Here is a 20,228-nt window from a genome sequence, read left to right as displayed (position 1 = left end):
CCTCGGCTCCGGTTTGGCCGCCGCTGCGTGGAGTTCGGGTATCAAGACCGTGCGAAAAGACATCATAGCCTTCGGACTTATATTGCTTTGTTCGCTGTTGTATGGGCAGTTCCGTTTGTCGAGCACGGCACCCGGAAAAATGATACGTGTGGGCGGCATTATTTCGCCCGTTACCCATACCGATTTTCGTAGTGCGTATGAAAATGCAGATACACTCCGACGACTAGACAACGAATTGTTTGCCCGAACGGAAAAAGCTGCCGAACTCGGCGCCAAGGTCATCGTTTGGAACGAAGTTGCCACAGTCGTAACAGCACCCGGAGAAGAGGTACTGGTGTCACGCGCACGGGAATTGGCTATGAAGAAAAATATTTTACTCTGTATGGCATATGGCGTCGTTGTGTCTACCCATCCTTTTTACTATGCCAACAAGTATCGCATTTACCTTCCTGATGGGACGATGGCTGATGAATACGTGAAGCGGCACCCTGTTCCCGTGGACCCCCATGATGCAGGACATGCTCATGCTCGAGTGATTTCATTTGACGGAATCAAATTCTCAGGAGGAATCTGCTATGACTACTCCTTTCCGGAAATTGCCTATGACAATGCAAATGACGGCGCCGAATTTGCGCTCATACCGTCGTCAGACTGGCGTGGAATAGATCCCCAACATGCCCTGATGGCTCGCATGAATACGGTCGCAGCCGGGCTGCCAATGATTCGCCCCGTGCGCGCGTCAACATCGATAGCATGCGATCAATACGGCCGGATTCTTGGCAGTTTGCCATGGCAAGGCACGGGCGATGGCGTATTTGTTGTTGCCATGCGTGGCGCGCGGGTGCCAACCCTGTATACAAAGACAGGCGAAGTCATACCACTGCTCGCACTCGCCTTCACCATTCTGGTTCTCGTACTGATCCTTCGTCAACCAAGAAAATTTGCATCCTCAAGTTAATTAATTAACTACATTTAAAATAATTCATCGTATCAATGAAAAATAAAGAGAAGCTCTCAGCCGAACAAAGTAAAGAATTGTGCAAAACATTAGAAACTCGTTTTGAGAAAAACAGCTACCGCCGTAGGGGTCTTGACTGATCCAATATACAACTAAAGCTGGAAGCCTATGCCCAAAAACTATGGTCCCTCAATGAAATGGAAAGAACCGGCGGGGAACCAGATGTTGTAGGTTATGATGAAAAACGGATGAATATCAATTTTATGATTGTTCAGCGGAAAGTCCTAAAGGGCGAAGAAGTGTTTGTTACGATCGGGAAGCAATGGAATCGAGAAAAAACAACAAACCGCAAAACAATGCCATTGACATGGCAGCTGCCATGGACATCTAACTCTTAACGGAACAACAATATCGCGAGTTGCAGAAACTTGGACATTTCGACACTAAAAGCTCGAGCTGGGTGAAAACACCCTCCGAGATTAGAAAATTAGGCGGGGCACTGTTTTGCGATAGACGCTATGACACCGTCTTTGTATATCATAACGGTGCCGAATCTTATTACGATAGCTGGATCTGTATCACTGCTTGTCTTCAAAATCTTACCTCTTCTGTTCTTTATCAAAATTTTCCTTTGGAAATCCTTAGCCCTATTTCTTTATTTGGTATTTTTAACTCTATTTAACTGTTATTTAGTATTTTACGGTTTTAATATTTGTATTTTTACTATAGTCATTTACTGATTCTTTTTTTAACAGAATGCCAAAACGAGTTGCCCATCCACTATAATTGGCCTTAAAATCAGTTTCCATAAAGATTCGCTTCTTCTGAAAATGAAATATTATTTAATAAAAAATGGAGACCAGAAACCATCATAAAAACGGGGCGTTATCGAAAAGCCAAACGAGTAGAAAATAAAATAACTACAAAATGGAAAACAAGAACAAAGTTATGGTACAATTTGATTTTCCCGGAATGACAGTAAAGGAATACGATCAAATTTGGAATGATCTTCGTGCAACTGGACATCAAAACCCAAAAGGTCTGATTCATCACGCCGGTGCCCCAACCGATAAAGGACTCAAAGTAGTGGATGTTTGGGAAAGTGCCGAAAAGTTCAATGAATTTGGGCAAGCACTGATGCCAATTCTTAACAAACATGGTGTCAAAGAACCTAAACCGGTTATTTCCCCACTACATTATGAATATAATAATGCCCAATCACCGAAATAATCCAGACCAAAAGTATTTTTAAAATTAAAACCCTTTCAAAACAAGCATTTGGGAGGGTTTGGATATTTACAGAAACTACCCTGGCTTTAATTCTTACCTTTGCATTTGCATTCCAAAAGTCCAAACAGAACTTCAAAAATAATTGTCGTCACATCGTTGATATCCATGTCAAAAGATGTCCCGACCGCCAGATTTGTCTCGTTTACAAAATATTTAACGGCAGTTTTCTAAAACACAATATCATTCATTCCTTTCTAAACACTTTTTTTAAAAACCAATATAATTGTAGTTTAATTCCTTTATATTTACCATCAAACTAATAATAAATAACGCAGAATAACGCCTATAATACGTGTTTACTTTATCGTAAATCCAAGTATTTAGCCGCGTATTCATTAAAACCGACATTTATGAAAACAATGACTTGTAGACAACTTGGTGGGGCATGCGATATGGAATTTCATGCTGACACTATAGAGGAGATGATCGAATTGAGCAGAAAACACGCTATGGAAATGATTCAAAAAGGTGACGAAGCACATATTAAAGCAATGAGAGAAATGCAAGAGCTAATGCATTTCCCGGAAGGTATGAATGCATGGTACGAGAACAAAAGAAAAACATTCGAATGTCTGCGCCATGATGACATCCAATAAGATCCGAAAATAAAGAATAACAACGCGGGCAAATGACAAGGTTAAACAATGAAGTTGATTGGTGAAAAAGCGCCAATTGGACTTCCCATTATTTTAAAAAAACTAACAGTAACCAATTATTAAAAATCATGAATAAGAACACTGATCTGGGGTTATTAATCCTTCGTATTGCGGTAGGAACATTGATGTTATTTCACGGAATCGCTAAACTGGGAGGCGTCTCTTTCATTGAAGGTATGTTGGATGAAAAAGGTCTGCCCTCATTCCTGGCCTACGGTGTTTATATCACCGAAATCATCGCGCCCCTTCTCATCCTTGTCGGATACAGAACCAGATTAGCATCTGCGGTATATGTTTTTGGTTTATTGTTTGCTGCCGTACTGGTGCACTCGGGAGATTTATTTTCATTAAACGAGAATGGTGGTTGGCAATTGGAATTGTTAGGTTTATACCTGCTGGGAGCCCTTTCTTTATTCTTTACCGGCAGTGGGAAATTAGCAGTTTCACATGCAAATAAATGGGACTAAACTAAGACAAATTAAAGTACTATTTTTTTAACGAAGGTCGTTAGATTTTAGGACTAAAAACGGAAACCCTTTCAAAATCAAATTTGAAAGGGTTTTATATTTAGAAAACTGCGGTTTTAAATTCCGGCTACTGCCTTTATTTCATCAATAATGCGCAACGCCAAAGTATCCGCTTGCGCTTGTGAGGGCGCCTCTGTATAAATACGAATAATTGGTTCCGTATTCGATTTTCTTAAATGCACCCATTCGTTAGCGAAATCAATTTTTACTCCGTCAATTGTCGTGATATCTTCATTTTTGTATTTTTCGGTCATTGCGACAAGGATGGCGTCAACATCAATTTGTGGTGTCAATTCTATCTTGTTTTTGCTCATGTAGTATTCCGGGTAGGAAGCGCGCAAAGCAGAAACCGTCATTTTTTTGTTTGCCAAATGAGTCAAAAACAAGGCTACCCCTACCAAACTATCACGACCATAGTGTGATTCCGGATAGATGATTCCACCGTTTCCTTCCCCGCCAATGATTGCATTATTTTTTTTCATCAAATCAACCACATTCACTTCCCCCACAGCGCTTGCTTCGTAGGTTCCGTTATGAGCGTTTGTCACATCACGCAAAGCACGGGAAGATGACATATTAGAAACTGTATTTCCGGCAGTTTTGCCCAACACATAATCAGCGCAAGCCACAAGAGTATATTCCTCTCCAAACATTTCACCGTCTTCACAAATGAAAGCCAAACGGTCCACATCAGGATCAACTACAACTCCTAAATCTGCCTTTTCTTTTACTACCAATTCCGAAATGTCAGTCAAATGTTCTTTCAAAGGTTCGGGATTGTGGGGGAAATGACCGTTAGGCTCGCAGTATAATTTTACCACTTCCACTCCCATCAATTCAAGTAATTTGGGGATGATAATCCCTCCGGAGGAATTCACTCCATCAACAACCACTTTGAATTTCGCGGCTTTTACCGCATCAACATCCACTAGAGGCAAGTTCAATACTTCGTCGATATGAATGTCCATGTAGGCGTCATTTTCGGTGATTTCCCCTAGACTATCCACATCCGAAAAATCAAACGCTTCGGCTTCGGCGATGACAAGGATTTTTTCCCCTTCAACACCGTTCAAAAACTCCCCTTTTCCATTCAATAGCTTTAATGCGTTCCATTGTTTTGGATTGTGCGAAGCGGTAAGGATTATCCCTCCATCAGCTTTCTCCAAAGGAACCGCGATTTCTACAGTAGGAGTTGTAGACAAACCTAAATCAATAACATCAATTCCTAATCCTATCAAGGTATTTACTACCAGATTATGAATCATGGGGCCAGAAATACGGGCATCACGACCTACCACCACTTTTAATTTGTGATCGGCATTGCTTCTGGAAGCCGTGCTGTTTTTTAGCCATGTCCCATATGCCGAAGCAAATTTTACGGCATCAACCGGCGTGAGGTTATCCCCTACTTTACCTCCTATTGTTCCGCGGATTCCTGATATTGATTTTATTAAAGTCATTCTTCTCTTTTTAAATAATGGGTTATTCCTTTTTAATTTCCACAAATATAATAATTGACTGATTAAAAAAGTCAATTAGAATTCATAAATTAGGCGAATGAATTTTTTAGCACACATTTATCTTTCCGGCGATAATGATTTAATCAAAATCGGCAATTTTATGGCCGATGGAATTAGGGGGAAACATTTCGAGAATTTCCCCGCTGATGTCCAAAAAGGAATTGTCCTTCATAGAGCCATAGACAGCTATACCGATGCGCATCCCGTTTTTAGACAAAGCACCAAAAAATTACACACGAGATACCATCATTACGCGGGTGTAATTGTTGATGTTTTTTATGATCATTTCCTGGCAAAAAATTGGACGACCTACTCCAGTGAAAATCTGGAAGAATACATACAGCGGTTTTACCAATCGTTGGATGCCAATAAAGCAATCCTCACCGAAAGAACCATCGGTATGATGCCTTATATGATCAAATCCAACTGGTTGCTGAGCTATCAAACGGTCGACGGAATTGATAGGATTTTAACCCAAATGGATCATCGAACCAAAAACGAATCTAAAATGCGTTTTTCTAGCGAAGAACTGCAAGCATTTTATCGGGAATTCGAAAAAGAATTCACGGAGTTTTTTGAAGATTTAAGAAAACATGCCAACGAAAAATTGATGTCTTTGCAATAAATTTTGTAATGAACCAATACTGAAAAACCAAACCAATTTCAACCATGAAAAAAATAATACTACTGCTATCACTAACTATTCTAGGCTGCAAATCGAATGAAAAAGTAATTGCTCCGACTGGTTTGGTGACCGATAAAGCGATGGTCGTTTCGGCCCGCCAGGAGGCTTCTGAAATAGGTGTTGCCATTATGAAAAAAGGCGGAAACGCTTTTGATGCCATGGTCGCAACGGAACTGGCTTTGGCCGTTTGCTATCCTCGAGCAGGAAACATAGGCGGAGGTGGTTTTATGGTTTTCAGAAAAGCCAATGGAGAAACCGGTGCGCTTGATTATAGGGAAAAAGCGCCGCTAGCAGCATCCAAAAATATGTTTCTGGACAAAGACGAGAATGTAATCGAGGGTAAAAGCACCGCAACCGCATTTGCATCTGGCGTTCCTGGAACCCTTGCCGGTTTGTTTGCGGTTCATAAAAAATATGGTTCTTTACCCATTGCAGAAATTCTAGCTCCGGTAATCGCATTAGCAAAAAAAGGGGTTGTCGTGACCGAATTTCAAGCGAAAAGCTTATCCGATTACAGATCCACTTTTATCAAAACCAACGGCCCAAATAGTTTGTTTTCGGCAGCATACAAAGCAGGTGACACCATTAAATACCTTGCGTTGGCAAATACTTTACAGCGGATATCTGACAACGGGCGTGACGAGTTTTACAAAGGGGAAACCGCTGAAAAATTGATTGCTTTTTTAAATAGAAAAGGCGGCAATATGACAATTAAGGATTTGAATACATACGAAGCCAAATGGAGGGCTCCAATCACTTTTACATACAAAGAATTAAAAATCACATCGATGTCGCCTCCCAGCAGCGGCGGAATCTGTTTGAACCAAATCATGAAAATGATCGAGCCTTTTGACATTGCCACGATGGGACACAACAGTCTGAAAACGATTCAGGTGATCACGGAAGCAGAACGAAGAGCTTATGCGGACAGGAACTCTTTCTTGGGTGATCCAGATTTTGTTAAGCTTCCCGTAAAAGAACTATTGGATTCCACTTATATCAGAAACAGAATGAGCGATTTTTCATTCGAAAAAGCCTCAAAATCTTCCGAAATCGGAAAAGGAAAAATCCCAGGATACGAGAGCAAACAAACCACTCATTATTCCATCGTGGATTCTCAAGGAAATGCGGTTTCTGCCACGACGACGTTAAATGACAACTATGGTTCTAAAATATACTGCGACGAATTAGGCTTTTTTCTAAACAACCAAATGGATGATTTTAGCGCTAAACCCGGTGTTCCTAATCTTTATGGTCTTACCGGTACTGAAGCCAACAGCATAGCGCCGGGAAAGAGAATGTTGAGTTCCATGACGCCAACCATAGTGGAAAAAGACAAAAAACTATTCATGGTCGTCGGAACTCCGGGCGGCTCTACTATCATTACATCTGTATTGCAAACCATTTTGAATGTTTATGAATACAACATGAGCATGCAAGAAGCAGTTAATGCGCCCCGTTTTCACCATCAATGGCTGCCGGATGAGATCATATTTGAACCCAATTCCTTTGACAAGGAACTTTTGGAAAAGGTAAAAGAAAAAGGATACAAAGTCAATGAAACAGACAAAGAAATCATTGGTCAGGTAGACGCTATTTTAGTCTTGCCAAATGGAAAACTAGAAGGCGGCGCTGATAAGAGAGAAGACAATATAGCGGTTGGTTTCTAAAATCTATTCTTAGTCAATTTCAAAAAAATAAATCCCCAGTATGAAAAAAATTATTGTTCTACTTAGCGTACTTTGCTTCGGCTGCAAGACTCAAAATACAGTCCAACCGACGGGGCTCTTTGCCAATAAAGCAATGGTCGTTTCGGCACGAGAAGAAGCGTCAAAGATTGGAGCGGAAATAATGAAAAAAGGCGGAAATGCATTTGACGCCATGGTGGCCACAGAATTGGCACTAGCCGTCGCTTATCCTTACGCGGGAAATCTTGGCGGCGGCGGTTTTATGGTCTACAGAAAAGCAAATGGAGAAACAGGAACCTTAGACTATCGCGAGAAAGCACCATTAGCTGCAACGAAGGATATGTTCCTTGATAAAGAGGGAAACGTTGTTCCGGGAAAAAGTACAAAAACTCCTTTAGCTATAGGAATTCCCGGAACTGTTGCAGGGGTTTTTGCAGTACACAAAAAACTAGGCTCTTTGCCTATGGAAGAAATATTGAAACCAGTAATTCAATTGGCGGAACGTGGCGTTACTGTCACTCAAAAACAAGCGGAGCGTCTAAACGAATACCGAGAAGAGCTGACAAAAATCAACGGAGAAAACTCTGTTCTTTCGAAGGTGTATAAAGAAAAAGATATCATAAAATATCCAGCCTTGGCAAATACATTGAGACGGATTTCCAAAAATGGCAGGGATGAATTTTATAAAGGGGAAACTGCCAAAATACTGGTGGCCTATTTAAAAGAAAAAGGAGCTATCATTACTATGGCAGATTTGGAGAAATACGAAGCCCAATGGCGAAATCCAATTACTTTTAAATATAAAGATTTGAATATCATCTCGATGGCACCTCCCAGTAGCGGCGGTATTTGTTTGGCGCAAATCATGAAAATGATCGAACCGTACGATTTGTCAAAAATGGGTCACAATTCAGCATCTGCCATTCAAGTTATCGTAGAGGCCGAAAGAAGAGCCTATGCAGATCGCAGTTATTTTTTAGGCGACCCCGATTTTGTAAAAATTCCTTTGAAAGCATTGATGGACGATACTTATCTGAAACAAAGAATGAGCAGTTTCAATTTTGACAAAGCAACTCTTTCCTCTGACGTCAAAGAAGGAAAAGTAAACTACAACGAAAGCATGGAAACTACGCACTACTCTATTGTGGATCAGTTTGGGAATGCGGTTTCGGCAACTACAACACTTAACGCGGGATATGGTTCTAAATATTATTGTGACGAATTGGGATTTATGTTGAATAATGAAATGGACGATTTCAGTTCAAAACCGGGAGTACCCAATATGTTTGGATTGGTTGGAAATGAAGCTAACAGCATTGCTCCCGAAAAAAGAATGTTGAGCTCCATGACACCAACCATTGTTGAAAAAAACGGAAAATTATTTATGTCCGTTGGATCTCCGGGAGGTTCTACTATAATAACTTCAGTACTACAAACAATTTTGAATGTTTATGAATACCAATTGAGCATGCAGCAAGCTGTAAATGCGCCCCGTTTTCACCACCAATGGCTACCGGATATAATCACTTTCGAACCAAATGCATTTGATGCTGAAACATTAAAAACCCTAAAAGCCAAAGGCTATTTGATCAGTGAAAAAACGACTCCCGTTATCGGCAAGGTAGATGCGATTTTAGCGCTTCCCAATGGAAAACTGGAAGGCGGCGCTGACTTTAGAGGAGACGATAAAGCAGTAGGATTTTAACATTATGGGGGTTATTAGAGAACTAGAAAACGCTTTTCAAGAAAACAGCAATCCCGAAAATGCTTTTGCGATGGCAAAATACATGAAAAACAAGTTTGATTTCTTTGGGATAAAAACAACTGAAAGAAGGCATCTTTTAAAAGGAATTTGGAAAGAAAACAAAATCGAAGTTACCGCTAATCCAAGAGCATTAGCGGTTCTTTTATTTGAAAAAAAACACAGGGAATTTCATTATTGCGCCATTGAAATTCTGATAAAAGAACTCAAGGGGAAATACCTGCCGGAAGATATTGAACTGGTTCGAAAATTAATCACCGTAAATTCGTGGTGGGATACTGTTGACACTATATCTAAATACATTCTGGGTCAATATTTACTGCAATATCCAAAATCAATTGAGATCACCATTTCTGAATTTTCCAATTCAGATAATATGTGGCTGAACAGAAGTGCCATTTTATTTCAACTAGGGTATAAGGACAAGACGGATTTCGAATTACTGAAAAAGATTTGCCAACAACATCAAGATTCCTCAGAATTTTTTATTCAAAAAGCAATTGGTTGGGCTTTACGCGAATATACCAAAACAAATCCAGAGGCAGTTAAGGAATTTGTTGCTGCCAATAACTTAAAACCTTTGAGCAGAAAAGAAGCGTTAAAAAACTTAAGTAATGCCTAAATTAATAGTAAATTAGCACTTTCAAAAAAAAATAAATGTTCAAAAAGTTTATTTCTAAATTAGAAACTATAATTGCATGGGCCCAATCCATGTTGACAGAAAAGCAATTTATTTTCTTATCCAGTGTGTTAGTTGGTATTAGTTCGGCATTTGCAGTAATTGTTTTAAAAACTTTTGCCCACTGGGTTTTTTCTTTCGCCACCTACATCAATGGAATTTTAAAATTAAGTTTTATAAACAGTATCTTACCTATCGCAGGGCTTTTATTGACAGTTTTTGTTATAAAGAAGGTCTTGGGCGGCACTATCGAAAAAGGCACTTCACAAATTTTATATTCCGTTGCCAAGAAAGCTAGCATTATTCCAAAAAAGCAAATGTACGCCCACATCATCACCAGTTCCCTAACTGTAGGGCTAGGGGGATCTGCGGGTTTAGAGAGTCCTCTTGTGGTTACCGGAGCCGCCTTTGGATCTAATTATGCCCAAAAATACAAACTAAGCTACAAGGACCGGACGCTTCTCATAGGTTGTGGGGTTGCTGCAGGAATTGCGGCGGCTTTTAACGCGCCAATTGCGGGAGTGTTGTTTGCGGTTGAATTTTTGCTAGTCGATGTCAGCATTTCTGCATTTACTCCAATTATGATTGCCGCTGCGACGGGGGCCTTAGTCTCTGAAATCGTATTGGACGAAACCATACTCTTAAATTTCAGACAGCAACAAGTTTTTGACTATCATAAAATACCGTTTTATATCCTCTTGGGAATATTAACCGGTTTCATATCTGTTTATTACACCCGTTATTTTCAAAGAACGGAGCACTTTTTTCACAAACTTAAGTTGAATCCTTACAAAAAAGCGCTGTTCGGGGCCTCAATTCTAGCTATCCTTATTTTTATTTTTCCAACATTATTTGGCGAAGGTTATGAAAGCATCAAAGTATTGTCAGACAGTGATCCCGGAAAATTATTAGAAAACACGCTTTTCAGCGGTTTCAGGGACAACTCTTGGGTACTTTTGGGGTTTGTGGGACTGACGATGATGTTGAAAGTTTTTGCTACCGGAATCACTCTTGGGGCTGGAGGAAATGGAGGTAACTTTGCCCCCGCTCTATTTTTGGGATCCTATCTTGGTTATTTCTTTTCTAAAGCACTTAACTTATCAGGGCTAACCCAGTTACCTGTCAGCAATTTCACGATGGTAGGTATGGCCGGTATTTTGAGCGGATTGTTTCATGCGCCGCTAACGGCCATTTTCCTTATTGCCGAAATTACTGGTGGCTATAGCTTGATGCTGCCATTGATGCTAGTTGCCTCAATCAGCTTCGCAATTTCGAAGCGATTTGAAAAACACTCCATGGATGTGAAAGATCTGGTTCAAAAAGGCCATGCCTTCACAAGTAATAAAGACACCAACGTACTTTCGACATTGGATACCACTTCCATTATCCAAACAGATTATTTAACCGTTTCGCCAGATGAGAATCTCGAAAAGCTCGTCGATTTGATATCACATTCTAATCAGGTTATTTTTGCGGTTGTCGACAAAGACAAGCATTTGTTGGGTATTGTTCATTTCAACAATATAAGGGAAATCATATTCAACACTTATAGGGTTAAATACACTTTGGTTAAGAATATCATGGCAGAGCCCACTGAAATAATTTACCCATTTAATAGTATGGAAACGGTAATGAACAAGTTTGAGCGCTCAAAAGTGGCATTCCTTCCGGTGATAAAAGATGAAAAATATTTCGGTTTTATCTCAAAATCTGTTGCTCTTGAGGCCTATCGTACCAAACTTAAATCGATGACTATAGAATAATCTAATATCGGATACTTTAAGCTTGACAAATGTTCGATATTAGCGGTATCTTTTTTTTATGTGAAAGATATACCTAAACTATAAAGGAGAATTTCAAACAACATTTGATCGCAGTCCAGCAGACCTTTGCCAATACCACATTGAATAAAATCAAGGAAAGCCTTTTTATAGAATGGCGTACCACCAGGGAAGCCTTAGAAAACTATATCAGTGCTCGGAAGGAAAACGCTAACTTTCGGAGGGCGTTTTTATCTCCGAATTTAACATAAACTTCTAAGCTGTTATATTGAAAGAATAAATCAAAATGGTAACTTTGCTTTTTTCAAAATTATGTTAGACAAAGACAATACCATTGACGTTCAAGGGGCTCGTGTTCACAACCTTAAAAATATAGACATCTCCATTCCTCGCGAAAAACTGGTGGTTATTACCGGCCTTTCGGGTTCGGGGAAATCATCGTTAGCGTTCGACACCATTTACGCCGAAGGGCAGCGCAGATACGTGGAAACATTTTCGGCTTATGCCAGACAGTTTCTCGGAGGCTTGGAGCGTCCGGATGTGGACAAAATAGACGGGCTTTCGCCGGTTATAGCGATTGAACAAAAAACAACAAGCAAAAGTCCCCGCTCCACAGTTGGAACCATTACAGAAATATATGATTTCCTCAGACTGCTTTATGCCCGTGCCGCCGACGCTTACAGTTACAATACCGGGGAAAAAATGGTCAGTTACTCTGACGAACAAATTAAAGACCTGATTACCCAAGATTTCAGCAACAAACGTATCAATATTTTGGCACCTGTCATTAGAGCCAGAAAAGGACATTATGGGGAATTGTTCCAGCAAATCGCCAAACAAGGATTTTTAAAGGTACGCGTGAATGGCGAAGTACGAGATATTACAACTGGAATGAAACTGGACCGTTATAAAACCCATGATATTGAGATTGTTGTCGATCGAATGGTGATTGAATCGACTCCAGATAATGAAAAGCGTTTGAGCGAAAGTATCAATACTGCGATGCATCACGGCGAAAATGTATTAATGGTCTTGGACCAGGACTCTAATGAAGTTCGGTATTTCAGCAGAAACCTCATGTGTCCAACAACCGGAATATCCTATCAAAATCCGGAGCCCAATTTGTTTTCTTTCAATTCCCCAAAAGGGGCTTGTGACCATTGCAACGGTCTGGGAACGGTGAACGAAATCAACATCAAAAAAATCATTCCAAATCCGAAATTATCAATCAAAAACGGTGGTTTTGCGCCTTTGGGGGAATATAAGTCTTCTTGGATTTTCAAGCAAATGGAAATCATTGGGGAAAAATATGGGTTCAAACTCACCGATCCGATAGAAAAAATCCCGGAGGAAGCCATGGAAATGATTCTGAACGGCGGGAAAGAAAAGTTCACGATAAACTCCAAAGATTTAGGGGTGGCCCGCGACTACAAAATTGATTTCGAAGGCATTTCTCATTTCATAAAAAACCAGCATGACGAAAGTGGTTCCACAACAATCAAACGCTGGGCGAAGGAATTCATGGACGAAATTGATTGTCCGGTTTGCGAAGGCTCCCGTCTGAAAAAAGAGGCGATGTTCTTCAAAATTAACGAACAAAACATTTCGGAATTATGCGATATGGATATCTCTGATTTGACTGCCTGGTTCCGCGATTTAGACAGTCATTTGTCAGATAAGCAAAAGCGTATCGCGACTGAAGTTATCAAAGAAATAAACGATCGGTTGAACTTTCTGATGAATGTAGGGCTGGAATATTTGGCGCTAAGCCGAAGCTCAAAATCCCTTTCGGGTGGGGAGGCGCAGCGCATTAGATTGGCTACGCAAATTGGGTCCCAACTGGTTGGAGTACTTTATATCCTGGATGAACCCAGCATTGGTTTACACCAAAGAGACAACGATAAATTAATTCACTCCTTAGAGCAATTACGCGATATAGGCAATTCAGTTATCGTGGTCGAACACGATAAAGACATGATTGAGCGCGCCGATTACGTCATTGACATTGGCCCAAAAGCGGGAAAATTTGGCGGCGAAATTATCAGCCAGGGAACGCCAACCGAAATGCTGGCTACACATACCATGACGGCAATGTACCTTAACGGGGAAATGAAAATCGAAATTCCGGCCAAACGCCGTGAAGGAAATGGCAAATTCATGAAACTGACCGGGGCCACGGGTAATAACCTGAAAAACGTATCCATTGAATTGCCATTGGGTAAAATGATTTGCGTGACTGGAGTTTCCGGTAGCGGTAAATCGACTTTGATAAATGGAACGCTCTACCCTATTTTGAATGCCTATTATTTTAATGGCGTAAAAAAACCACAACCCTACAAAAAAATTGAAGGCTTGGACCTTATTGACAAGGTGATCAATATAGACCAAAGCCCGATAGGACGCACACCGCGTTCTAATCCGGCGACCTATACCGAGGTATTTACCGAAATCCGGAATCTGTTCACCAAGACTTCCGAAAGTATGATTCGTGGCTACAAAGCGGGTCGTTTCAGTTTTAATGTGAAAGGCGGGCGCTGCGAAACTTGTCAAGGATCGGGTGTGCGAACAATCGAAATGAATTTTCTGCCTGATGTTTACGTGGAATGCGAAACCTGCCAAGGCAAGCGTTTTAATAGGGAAACATTGGAAATTCGATTCAAGGGAAAATCGATTTCAGATGTTTTGAATATGACGGTCGATGAGGCGGTTCCGTTTTTTGAAATGATTCCGAAGATTTACAGAAAGGTAAAAACCATACAAGATGTGGGTTTGGGTTATATCACTTTGGGACAACAAAGCACAACCCTCTCGGGAGGTGAAGCGCAACGCATCAAATTGGCCGGCGAATTATCCAAAAGAGATACGGGAAACACTTTCTATATTCTTGACGAGCCCACCACCGGTTTACATTTTGAAGACATTAGGGTTTTGATGGGCGTCATCAATAAACTGGTTGACAAAGGCAATACCATATTAATTATCGAACACAATATGGACGTGATCAAACTGGCCGATTATATCATAGACATCGGTCCCGAAGGCGGAAAAGGGGGTGGACAAGTGGTTGCCAAGGGCACCCCTGAAGAAATAATTAAAAATAAGAAAAGCTATACTGCCCAGTTTTTGAAAAAAGAGTTACTTTAGTATCCTCGGGCACTAGCCCCGGTTGCAACGGCATCCTTTTACTTGTTCCTTTAACAAGTAAAAGATACAGTGGAAAACGGGAATAGCTACAAAAACCTATAGCAAAAAAAATACAAAGTATGAGATTAGAAGATTTCGACAATGATGAGGACAAAATAATCCAGGATCGATTAAAACAAAAAACTTGGAACGAGATACGCACCAATGACAGTTGGGCCATTTTTAAAATCATGGCCGAGTTTGTAAACGGTTACGAAAACATGGGACGAATAGGTCCATGCGTATCCATTTTTGGATCAGCACGAACAAAACCCGAAGACAAGTATTATCTGCTTGCCGAAAGTATTGCCTTCAAAATAAGTAAAGCCGGTTACGGAGTGATTACTGGTGGCGGTCCGGGAATAATGGAAGCCGGTAATAAAGGTGCGCATTTGGGCGGCGGAACCTCTGTGGGATTAAACATCGTTTTGCCCTTCGAACAGCACTACAATCCTTATATCGATGGGGACAAAAACTTGAACTTCGATTATTTCTTTGTTCGAAAAGTAATGTTTGTAAAATATTCCCAAGGGTTTGTGGTAATGCCCGGTGGCTTTGGAACCATGGATGAGTTGTTTGAGGCGATGACCTTGATTCAAACCAAAAAAATAGCCCGATTCCCAATTATTTTGGTGGGAACCAGCTTCTGGTCAGGGTTAATAGAGTGGATTAAAACGGTATTGATAGAACGGGAAATGACGGTCAGCGCAGATGACTTGAAATTGATTAAAATTGTCGATACCGAAGATGAAGTTGTGGAAGTCTTAGATAACTTCTATAAAAAATACAATTTAAAACCAAATTTTTAAGAATAAGCCGTTTTTTGAACGGCTTATTTTGTGCTAATTTAGGATATGATTAGCCCTTTTTAATCCAAATAAATGTATATTGTGCGGTAATAAATTTGAACCCACGATTGAAACCTTTTTACAGAATTGCAGTTTGCCTTATGTTTTTATTGGCCTCAGTAAAACAATATGCTCAACATCATTCCCAAATGTTTGTTGAAGTGAATTCTGATTCTAAAACATTGAATATTCAACAGGACATCACTTTTTTTAACGAATCCGGTGATTCCTTGAGTTCGATAGTTCTGAACGATTGGAATAATGCGTACTCCAATGTCAATTCTTCCTTGGCCAAAAGATTTTCCGATGAGTTTTATCGCGGTTTCCATTTGGCAAAAGAAGAAGAACGTGGCAGCACAACCAATTTAACGATAATTGATACTAATAAATTATTCCTTACCTGGGAAAGGGCCGTGGAAACTCCCGATATTATTACCGTCAAATTAAGGGATAAACTGGCTCCCAATCAGAGATTAATACTGCATCTTACTTATACTGTCAAGGTTCCCAGCGACAAATTTACGAAGTACGGCTATGACGCCAATCGCGCAATGAACCTAAAGACCTGGTACCTCACTCCCGCCCGATATGAAAACCATGATTTCATAGAATACAACAATGCTAATCTAAATGATATCGCCAACGGCGTTTCGGATTTTGACATAGAGTTGAAACTAGCAAACGGTCTTGAAGTAACTTCTGATTTAAACAATACGGGATTTGTCCAAAAAGGAGATCATTCCATCTTCACATTGTCCGGAAAGAACCGAACAAATTTTAGTCTTTTTATAGAACCAAAATCCAGTTTTAACAGCTTCAACATTAAGCCTCTTGAAGTAATAACCAATTTGAAAGAGGAGAAAATCAGTACCGTGCAGCAAGCTTTAGCTGTTGACTGCATTGTTCATTTTGTGAATGATTTAATTGGAAAATACCCGTTTGATAAAATTGTCGTTTCCCAGGCTGATTATGATCGTGATCCTTTTTACGGATTGAATCAACTGCCCTCCTTCATCAGTCCTTTTTCGGATGAATTCACTTTTGAAATTAAATTCCTTAAAACCTATTTAAACAGCTATTTAAAAAATAGTTTGCGATTAGATAACAGGAAAGATGCATGGATATATGATGGCATTCAAGTATTTGCCATGATGAAATACATTGAAGAAAATCATCCAAATACTAAAATGTTGGGTAACATTTCGTCTTTCAAATTACTGAAAAGTTATAATTTGACGAACTTGGACTTTAACGAGCATTACAGCTATTTCTATATGCTAATGGCTCGGAAGAATTTGGACCAGCCCCTTGGCGCTCCCAAAAACACCCTCATCAAGTTTAATGAACAAATTGCCAGTAAATATCGGGCAGGTTTAAGCTTGAGATATCTCGACGATTATCTTGGAAAGAATCTAGTAACTAAGAGTATTCGCCAATTTTACTCAAAAAACAAAGAAAATCAGCTTTCCGGAGTAGATTTTGAATCTGCGCTAAAATCAAACACCGATAAAGACATTGGCTGGTTTTTTAACACCGTTATAAATTCAAGAGACATCATTGACTTCAAATTTTCAGAGGTGTCCAAAACGAAAGACAGCGTTTCTTTTTCCATTAAAAACAGAACAAACGTGATAGTACCTGTTCCCATTTACGGGATCAAAAATGGTGAAATCGTCTTTAAAAAATGGTTAAATCCAACAGTAAAAGGTAGCGTTTTTACTTTGGAAAGAAAAGCTGCCGACAAAATCGTCTTAAACTATAAAAATGAAGTTCCCGAATATAATTTAAGAAACAACTGGAAATCCTTAAAAGGTTTCTTTCCGAACAACCGTCCCATAAAGTTTGTTTTTATGAAGGACCTTGAAGATCCATATTACAATCAGGTTTTGTATGTTCCTACCTTGACTTACAATTTGTACGATGGTTTGTCTCCAGGTTTAAGGCTGCACAACAAGACCATATTGGACAAACCCTTTATTTTTGACGTTAATCCCTCCTACTCCACGAAGGCGCAAACATTCTCGGGTTCCGCAGCTTTTGTTGTGAATCAAAATTATAGAAATGGCTCCCTGTACAACATGAAATATTCGCTTTCCGGAAACTATTTCCATTATGCGGCTGATGCGACTTATCTAAAAATCAATCCCATGATTCAGTTTAGAATTCGCCCAAATGACTTCAGGGATAACCGAAAGCAGCTAATCCTAGTCCGTCAAGTATTGGTGAACAAAGAAAAGAGCGAAATCGTGACCGACAATCTTGCTCAAAATTATTCGGTTTTTAATGCGAAATATTTCAACACAAACACGGAGATTACCGGTCATTTAAGCTTTATGGCGGATATGCAATTTTCGGGAAAATTCGGGAAATTGGCGGCAGAATTGGAATATAGAAAACTTTTCGAAAACAACCGTCAAATCAATGTACGTTTGTATGCAGGTGCTTTTATATACAACAAGACCGATTCCGATTTTTTCAGCTTCGCTCTAGATCGGCCTACCGATTACCTTTTTGACTACAGTTATTATGGACGCTCTGAGAGTAGTGGCTTTTTTAGCCAACAACTGATCGTTGCCGAGGGTGGGTTTAAGTCGAAGTTGAACAGCCCCTATGCCAATCAGTGGATCACGACTCTGAATGGGGGGTATAACATATGGAATTGGGTAGAAGTGTACGGGGATGTAGGTTTTATAAAAAATAAACAGCTTAAGGCACGATTTTTATACGACAGCGGCATCCGTCTGAATTTAGTTCCTGACTATTTTGAATTGTATTTGCCGGTCTACTCCTCTAACGGCTGGGAAATTGGTCAGAAAAATTACAATGAAAAAATACGGTTTGTAATCACTTTGTCGCCTAAAATATTAATCAATTTATTTAATCGAAAATGGTTTTAATCGCAGTTAATTCTTAGTTTTAAATAAATTATTTACAATAAAATAACTATTTAATTATGAATAATTAAAAAATAAATATCTTTAACGTCATTTACTTGCCAATAATTAAATTATATTTATTTCAATGAATTATGATAATCGCTAGTTTTTAATTAAATTTGCCACACTAAGTTATACTTTTCAATTATGATAAAAGAAAAAACCAATACTACTTTAACATTCGAAGATTTTAAAACCGAAGTTTTGAACGACTACAAGATTGCTATCACAAGTAGAGAATGCAGTCTTTTGGGACGTAGGGAAGTGTTGACCGGTAAGGCTAAATTTGGAATTTTCGGAGACGGAAAAGAAGTTCCACAGTTAGCGATGGCAAAATTTTTCAAAAACGGGGACTTCCGTTCCGGTTATTATCGCGATCAAACATTCATGATGGCGATCGGTCAATTGACAGTACAACAGTTTTTTGCCGGTTTGTACGGCAATACAAATATTGAACAAGAACCAATGTCTGCGGGCAGGCAAATGGGAGGTCATTTTGCCACCCATAGTTTGAATGAAGACGGGTCTTGGAAAAACTTAACCAAACAAAAAAATTCAAGCGCCGACATTTCTCCGACGGCTGGACAAATGCCTCGATTACTGGGGCTTGCACAAGCATCAAAAATATACAGACAGGTTCCGGGAATAACTGAAAAATCAAATTTTTCAGTTGATGGAAATGAAGTTGCGTGGGGGACCATTGGAAATGCAAGCACCTCGGAAGGTTTGTTTTTTGAAACTATAAATGCAGCCGGTGTTTTACAAGTACCGATGATCATAAGTGTTTGGGATGACGATTACGGAATTTCAGTTCATGCAAGACATCAAACCACAAAAGAAAATATTTCTGAAATTTTAAAAGGATACCAAAAGGAAAAGGACACTAATGGTTTCGAAATACTGAAAGTGAAAGGTTGGGATTATTCGGATTTGATAGCGACCTATGAAAAGGCGTCCGCTATTGCTCGCGAAAGCCACGTACCGGTACTTATACACGTTGACGAACTGACCCAGCCACAAGGGCATTCAAGTTCGGGTTCGCATGAAAGGTATAAGGACGGAGATCGTCTTGCCTGGGAAAAGGATTACGATTGTATCAGGCAGATGAAACTATGGATGATTGCAATAAACATTGCATCTCCGGAAGAAATTGCCGAAATTGATTCAGATGCAAAAAAAGTAGCTCTTGAAGGCAAAAAAGCAGCCTGGAGCGAATTTATAGAGCCAATCGTTGCCGAACAAAAAGAGCTTGTTACTTTATTAGATAAATTGGCCAATTCAAGCAACAACAAGGATAGCATCCTGAAAATTTCTACTGATTTGAATGGCATAAAAGACCCAATAAGAAAAGAAATTTTGGTTGCAGCGCGCAAAACCTTGCGCCTTGTCATAAATGAAAACGGAAAAGCAGAATTGTCAAACTGGATTACATCATATACAAACAAAAGCCAAGACAGATTCAGCAGCCATTTGTATTCGGATTCCGATAAGAATGTTTTTTCCGTAAATCAAGTATTACCTCAATACCCGGAAAACGCCAAAGAAGATACGGATGGCAGAATGATCTTGAGGGATAATTTTGACGCCATTTTTACAAAATACCCTGAAGCACTCATTTTTGGCGAAGATTCTGGAAACATTGGTGATGTAAACCAAGGTTTAGAGGGAATGCAGGAAAAATATGGTGAGCTGCGTGTTGCCGATGTAGGCATTCG

The 20,228-nt window shown here is 39.7% G+C and carries 14 protein-coding genes and 1 pseudogene; 14 read left to right on the top strand and 1 reads right to left on the bottom strand.

Annotated features, from left to right (window positions below):
* The 5 genes and pseudogenes from VIH09_RS13265 to VIH09_RS13245 form a co-directional block, all read left to right on the top strand.
* The coding region (locus VIH09_RS13265; protein WP_331581793.1) for a nitrilase-related carbon-nitrogen hydrolase at window positions 1-958 on the top strand (958 nt) is incomplete at its 5' end.
* Between the two features lie 35 nt (window positions 959-993).
* Window positions 994-1,520, top strand: a pseudogene (locus tag VIH09_RS13260) (DUF4256 domain-containing protein); the annotation flags it as partial.
* Window positions 1,521-1,885: 365 nt separating this feature from the next.
* Entirely contained in the window at window positions 1,886-2,188 is a 303-nt protein-coding gene (locus tag VIH09_RS13255; protein WP_331581791.1) for a hypothetical protein, read from the top strand.
* A gap of 410 nt (window positions 2,189-2,598) precedes the next feature.
* The gene (locus VIH09_RS13250; RefSeq protein WP_331581789.1) at window positions 2,599-2,844 is read left to right on the top strand and encodes a DUF1059 domain-containing protein; all 246 of its coding nucleotides are present in this window, start codon (window positions 2,599-2,601) and stop codon (window positions 2,842-2,844) included.
* A gap of 128 nt (window positions 2,845-2,972) precedes the next feature.
* Window positions 2,973-3,371: a DoxX family protein gene (locus VIH09_RS13245; RefSeq protein ID WP_331581787.1), complete on the top strand. Its 399-nt coding sequence runs from the start codon at window positions 2,973-2,975 to the stop codon at window positions 3,369-3,371.
* A 116-nt stretch (window positions 3,372-3,487) separates the two neighbouring features.
* Here VIH09_RS13245 and glmM read toward each other — a convergent pair whose 3' ends face one another.
* Window positions 3,488-4,891 carry a phosphoglucosamine mutase gene (gene glmM, locus VIH09_RS13240; protein ID WP_331581785.1) on the bottom strand — a complete coding sequence of 468 codons (1,404 nt, stop codon included), beginning with the start codon at window positions 4,889-4,891 and terminating at the stop codon, window positions 3,488-3,490.
* Between the two features lie 97 nt (window positions 4,892-4,988).
* On the opposite strand from glmM, the gene VIH09_RS13235 reads away from it, so the two are divergent.
* The 9 genes from VIH09_RS13235 to VIH09_RS13195 form a co-directional block, all read left to right on the top strand.
* Window positions 4,989-5,576, top strand: a complete 588-nt coding sequence (locus VIH09_RS13235; RefSeq protein ID WP_331581783.1) for an acyl carrier protein phosphodiesterase — start codon at window positions 4,989-4,991, stop codon at window positions 5,574-5,576.
* Window positions 5,577-5,620: 44 nt separating this feature from the next.
* A complete protein-coding gene (gene ggt, locus VIH09_RS13230) occupies window positions 5,621-7,306 on the top strand; it encodes a gamma-glutamyltransferase (RefSeq protein WP_331581781.1) in 1,686 nt (561 codons plus the stop codon).
* A gap of 40 nt (window positions 7,307-7,346) precedes the next feature.
* Window positions 7,347-9,029: a gamma-glutamyltransferase gene (gene ggt, locus VIH09_RS13225; protein ID WP_331581779.1), complete on the top strand. Its 1,683-nt coding sequence runs from the start codon at window positions 7,347-7,349 to the stop codon at window positions 9,027-9,029.
* A gap of 4 nt (window positions 9,030-9,033) precedes the next feature.
* Window positions 9,034-9,708, top strand: coding sequence for a DNA alkylation repair protein (locus tag VIH09_RS13220; protein ID WP_331581777.1), 675 nt, complete (start codon window positions 9,034-9,036; stop codon window positions 9,706-9,708).
* A gap of 35 nt (window positions 9,709-9,743) precedes the next feature.
* The gene (locus VIH09_RS13215; protein ID WP_331581775.1) at window positions 9,744-11,528 is read left to right on the top strand and encodes a chloride channel protein; all 1,785 of its coding nucleotides are present in this window, start codon (window positions 9,744-9,746) and stop codon (window positions 11,526-11,528) included.
* Between the two features lie 330 nt (window positions 11,529-11,858).
* Window positions 11,859-14,690, top strand: coding sequence for an excinuclease ABC subunit UvrA (uvrA, locus tag VIH09_RS13210; protein ID WP_331581773.1), 2,832 nt, complete (start codon window positions 11,859-11,861; stop codon window positions 14,688-14,690).
* Window positions 14,691-14,809: 119 nt separating this feature from the next.
* Window positions 14,810-15,538: a TIGR00730 family Rossman fold protein gene (locus VIH09_RS13205; RefSeq protein ID WP_331581771.1), complete on the top strand. Its 729-nt coding sequence runs from the start codon at window positions 14,810-14,812 to the stop codon at window positions 15,536-15,538.
* A gap of 188 nt (window positions 15,539-15,726) precedes the next feature.
* On the top strand, window positions 15,727-18,474 hold the full coding sequence (locus VIH09_RS13200) for an aminopeptidase (protein ID WP_331581769.1): 2,748 nt from the start codon (window positions 15,727-15,729) through the stop codon (window positions 18,472-18,474).
* A 186-nt stretch (window positions 18,475-18,660) separates the two neighbouring features.
* A partial coding sequence (locus VIH09_RS13195; protein WP_331581767.1) for a thiamine pyrophosphate-dependent enzyme occupies window positions 18,661-20,228 on the top strand: 1,568 nt, incomplete at its 3' end.

It is taken from the genome of Flavobacterium sp. (genome assembly GCF_036515215.1).
GTDB lineage: Bacteria > Bacteroidota > Bacteroidia > Flavobacteriales > Flavobacteriaceae > Flavobacterium.
The sequence above is the reverse complement of the archived record's forward strand: the minus strand, read 5'-3'. Positions and strand labels throughout refer to the sequence as shown.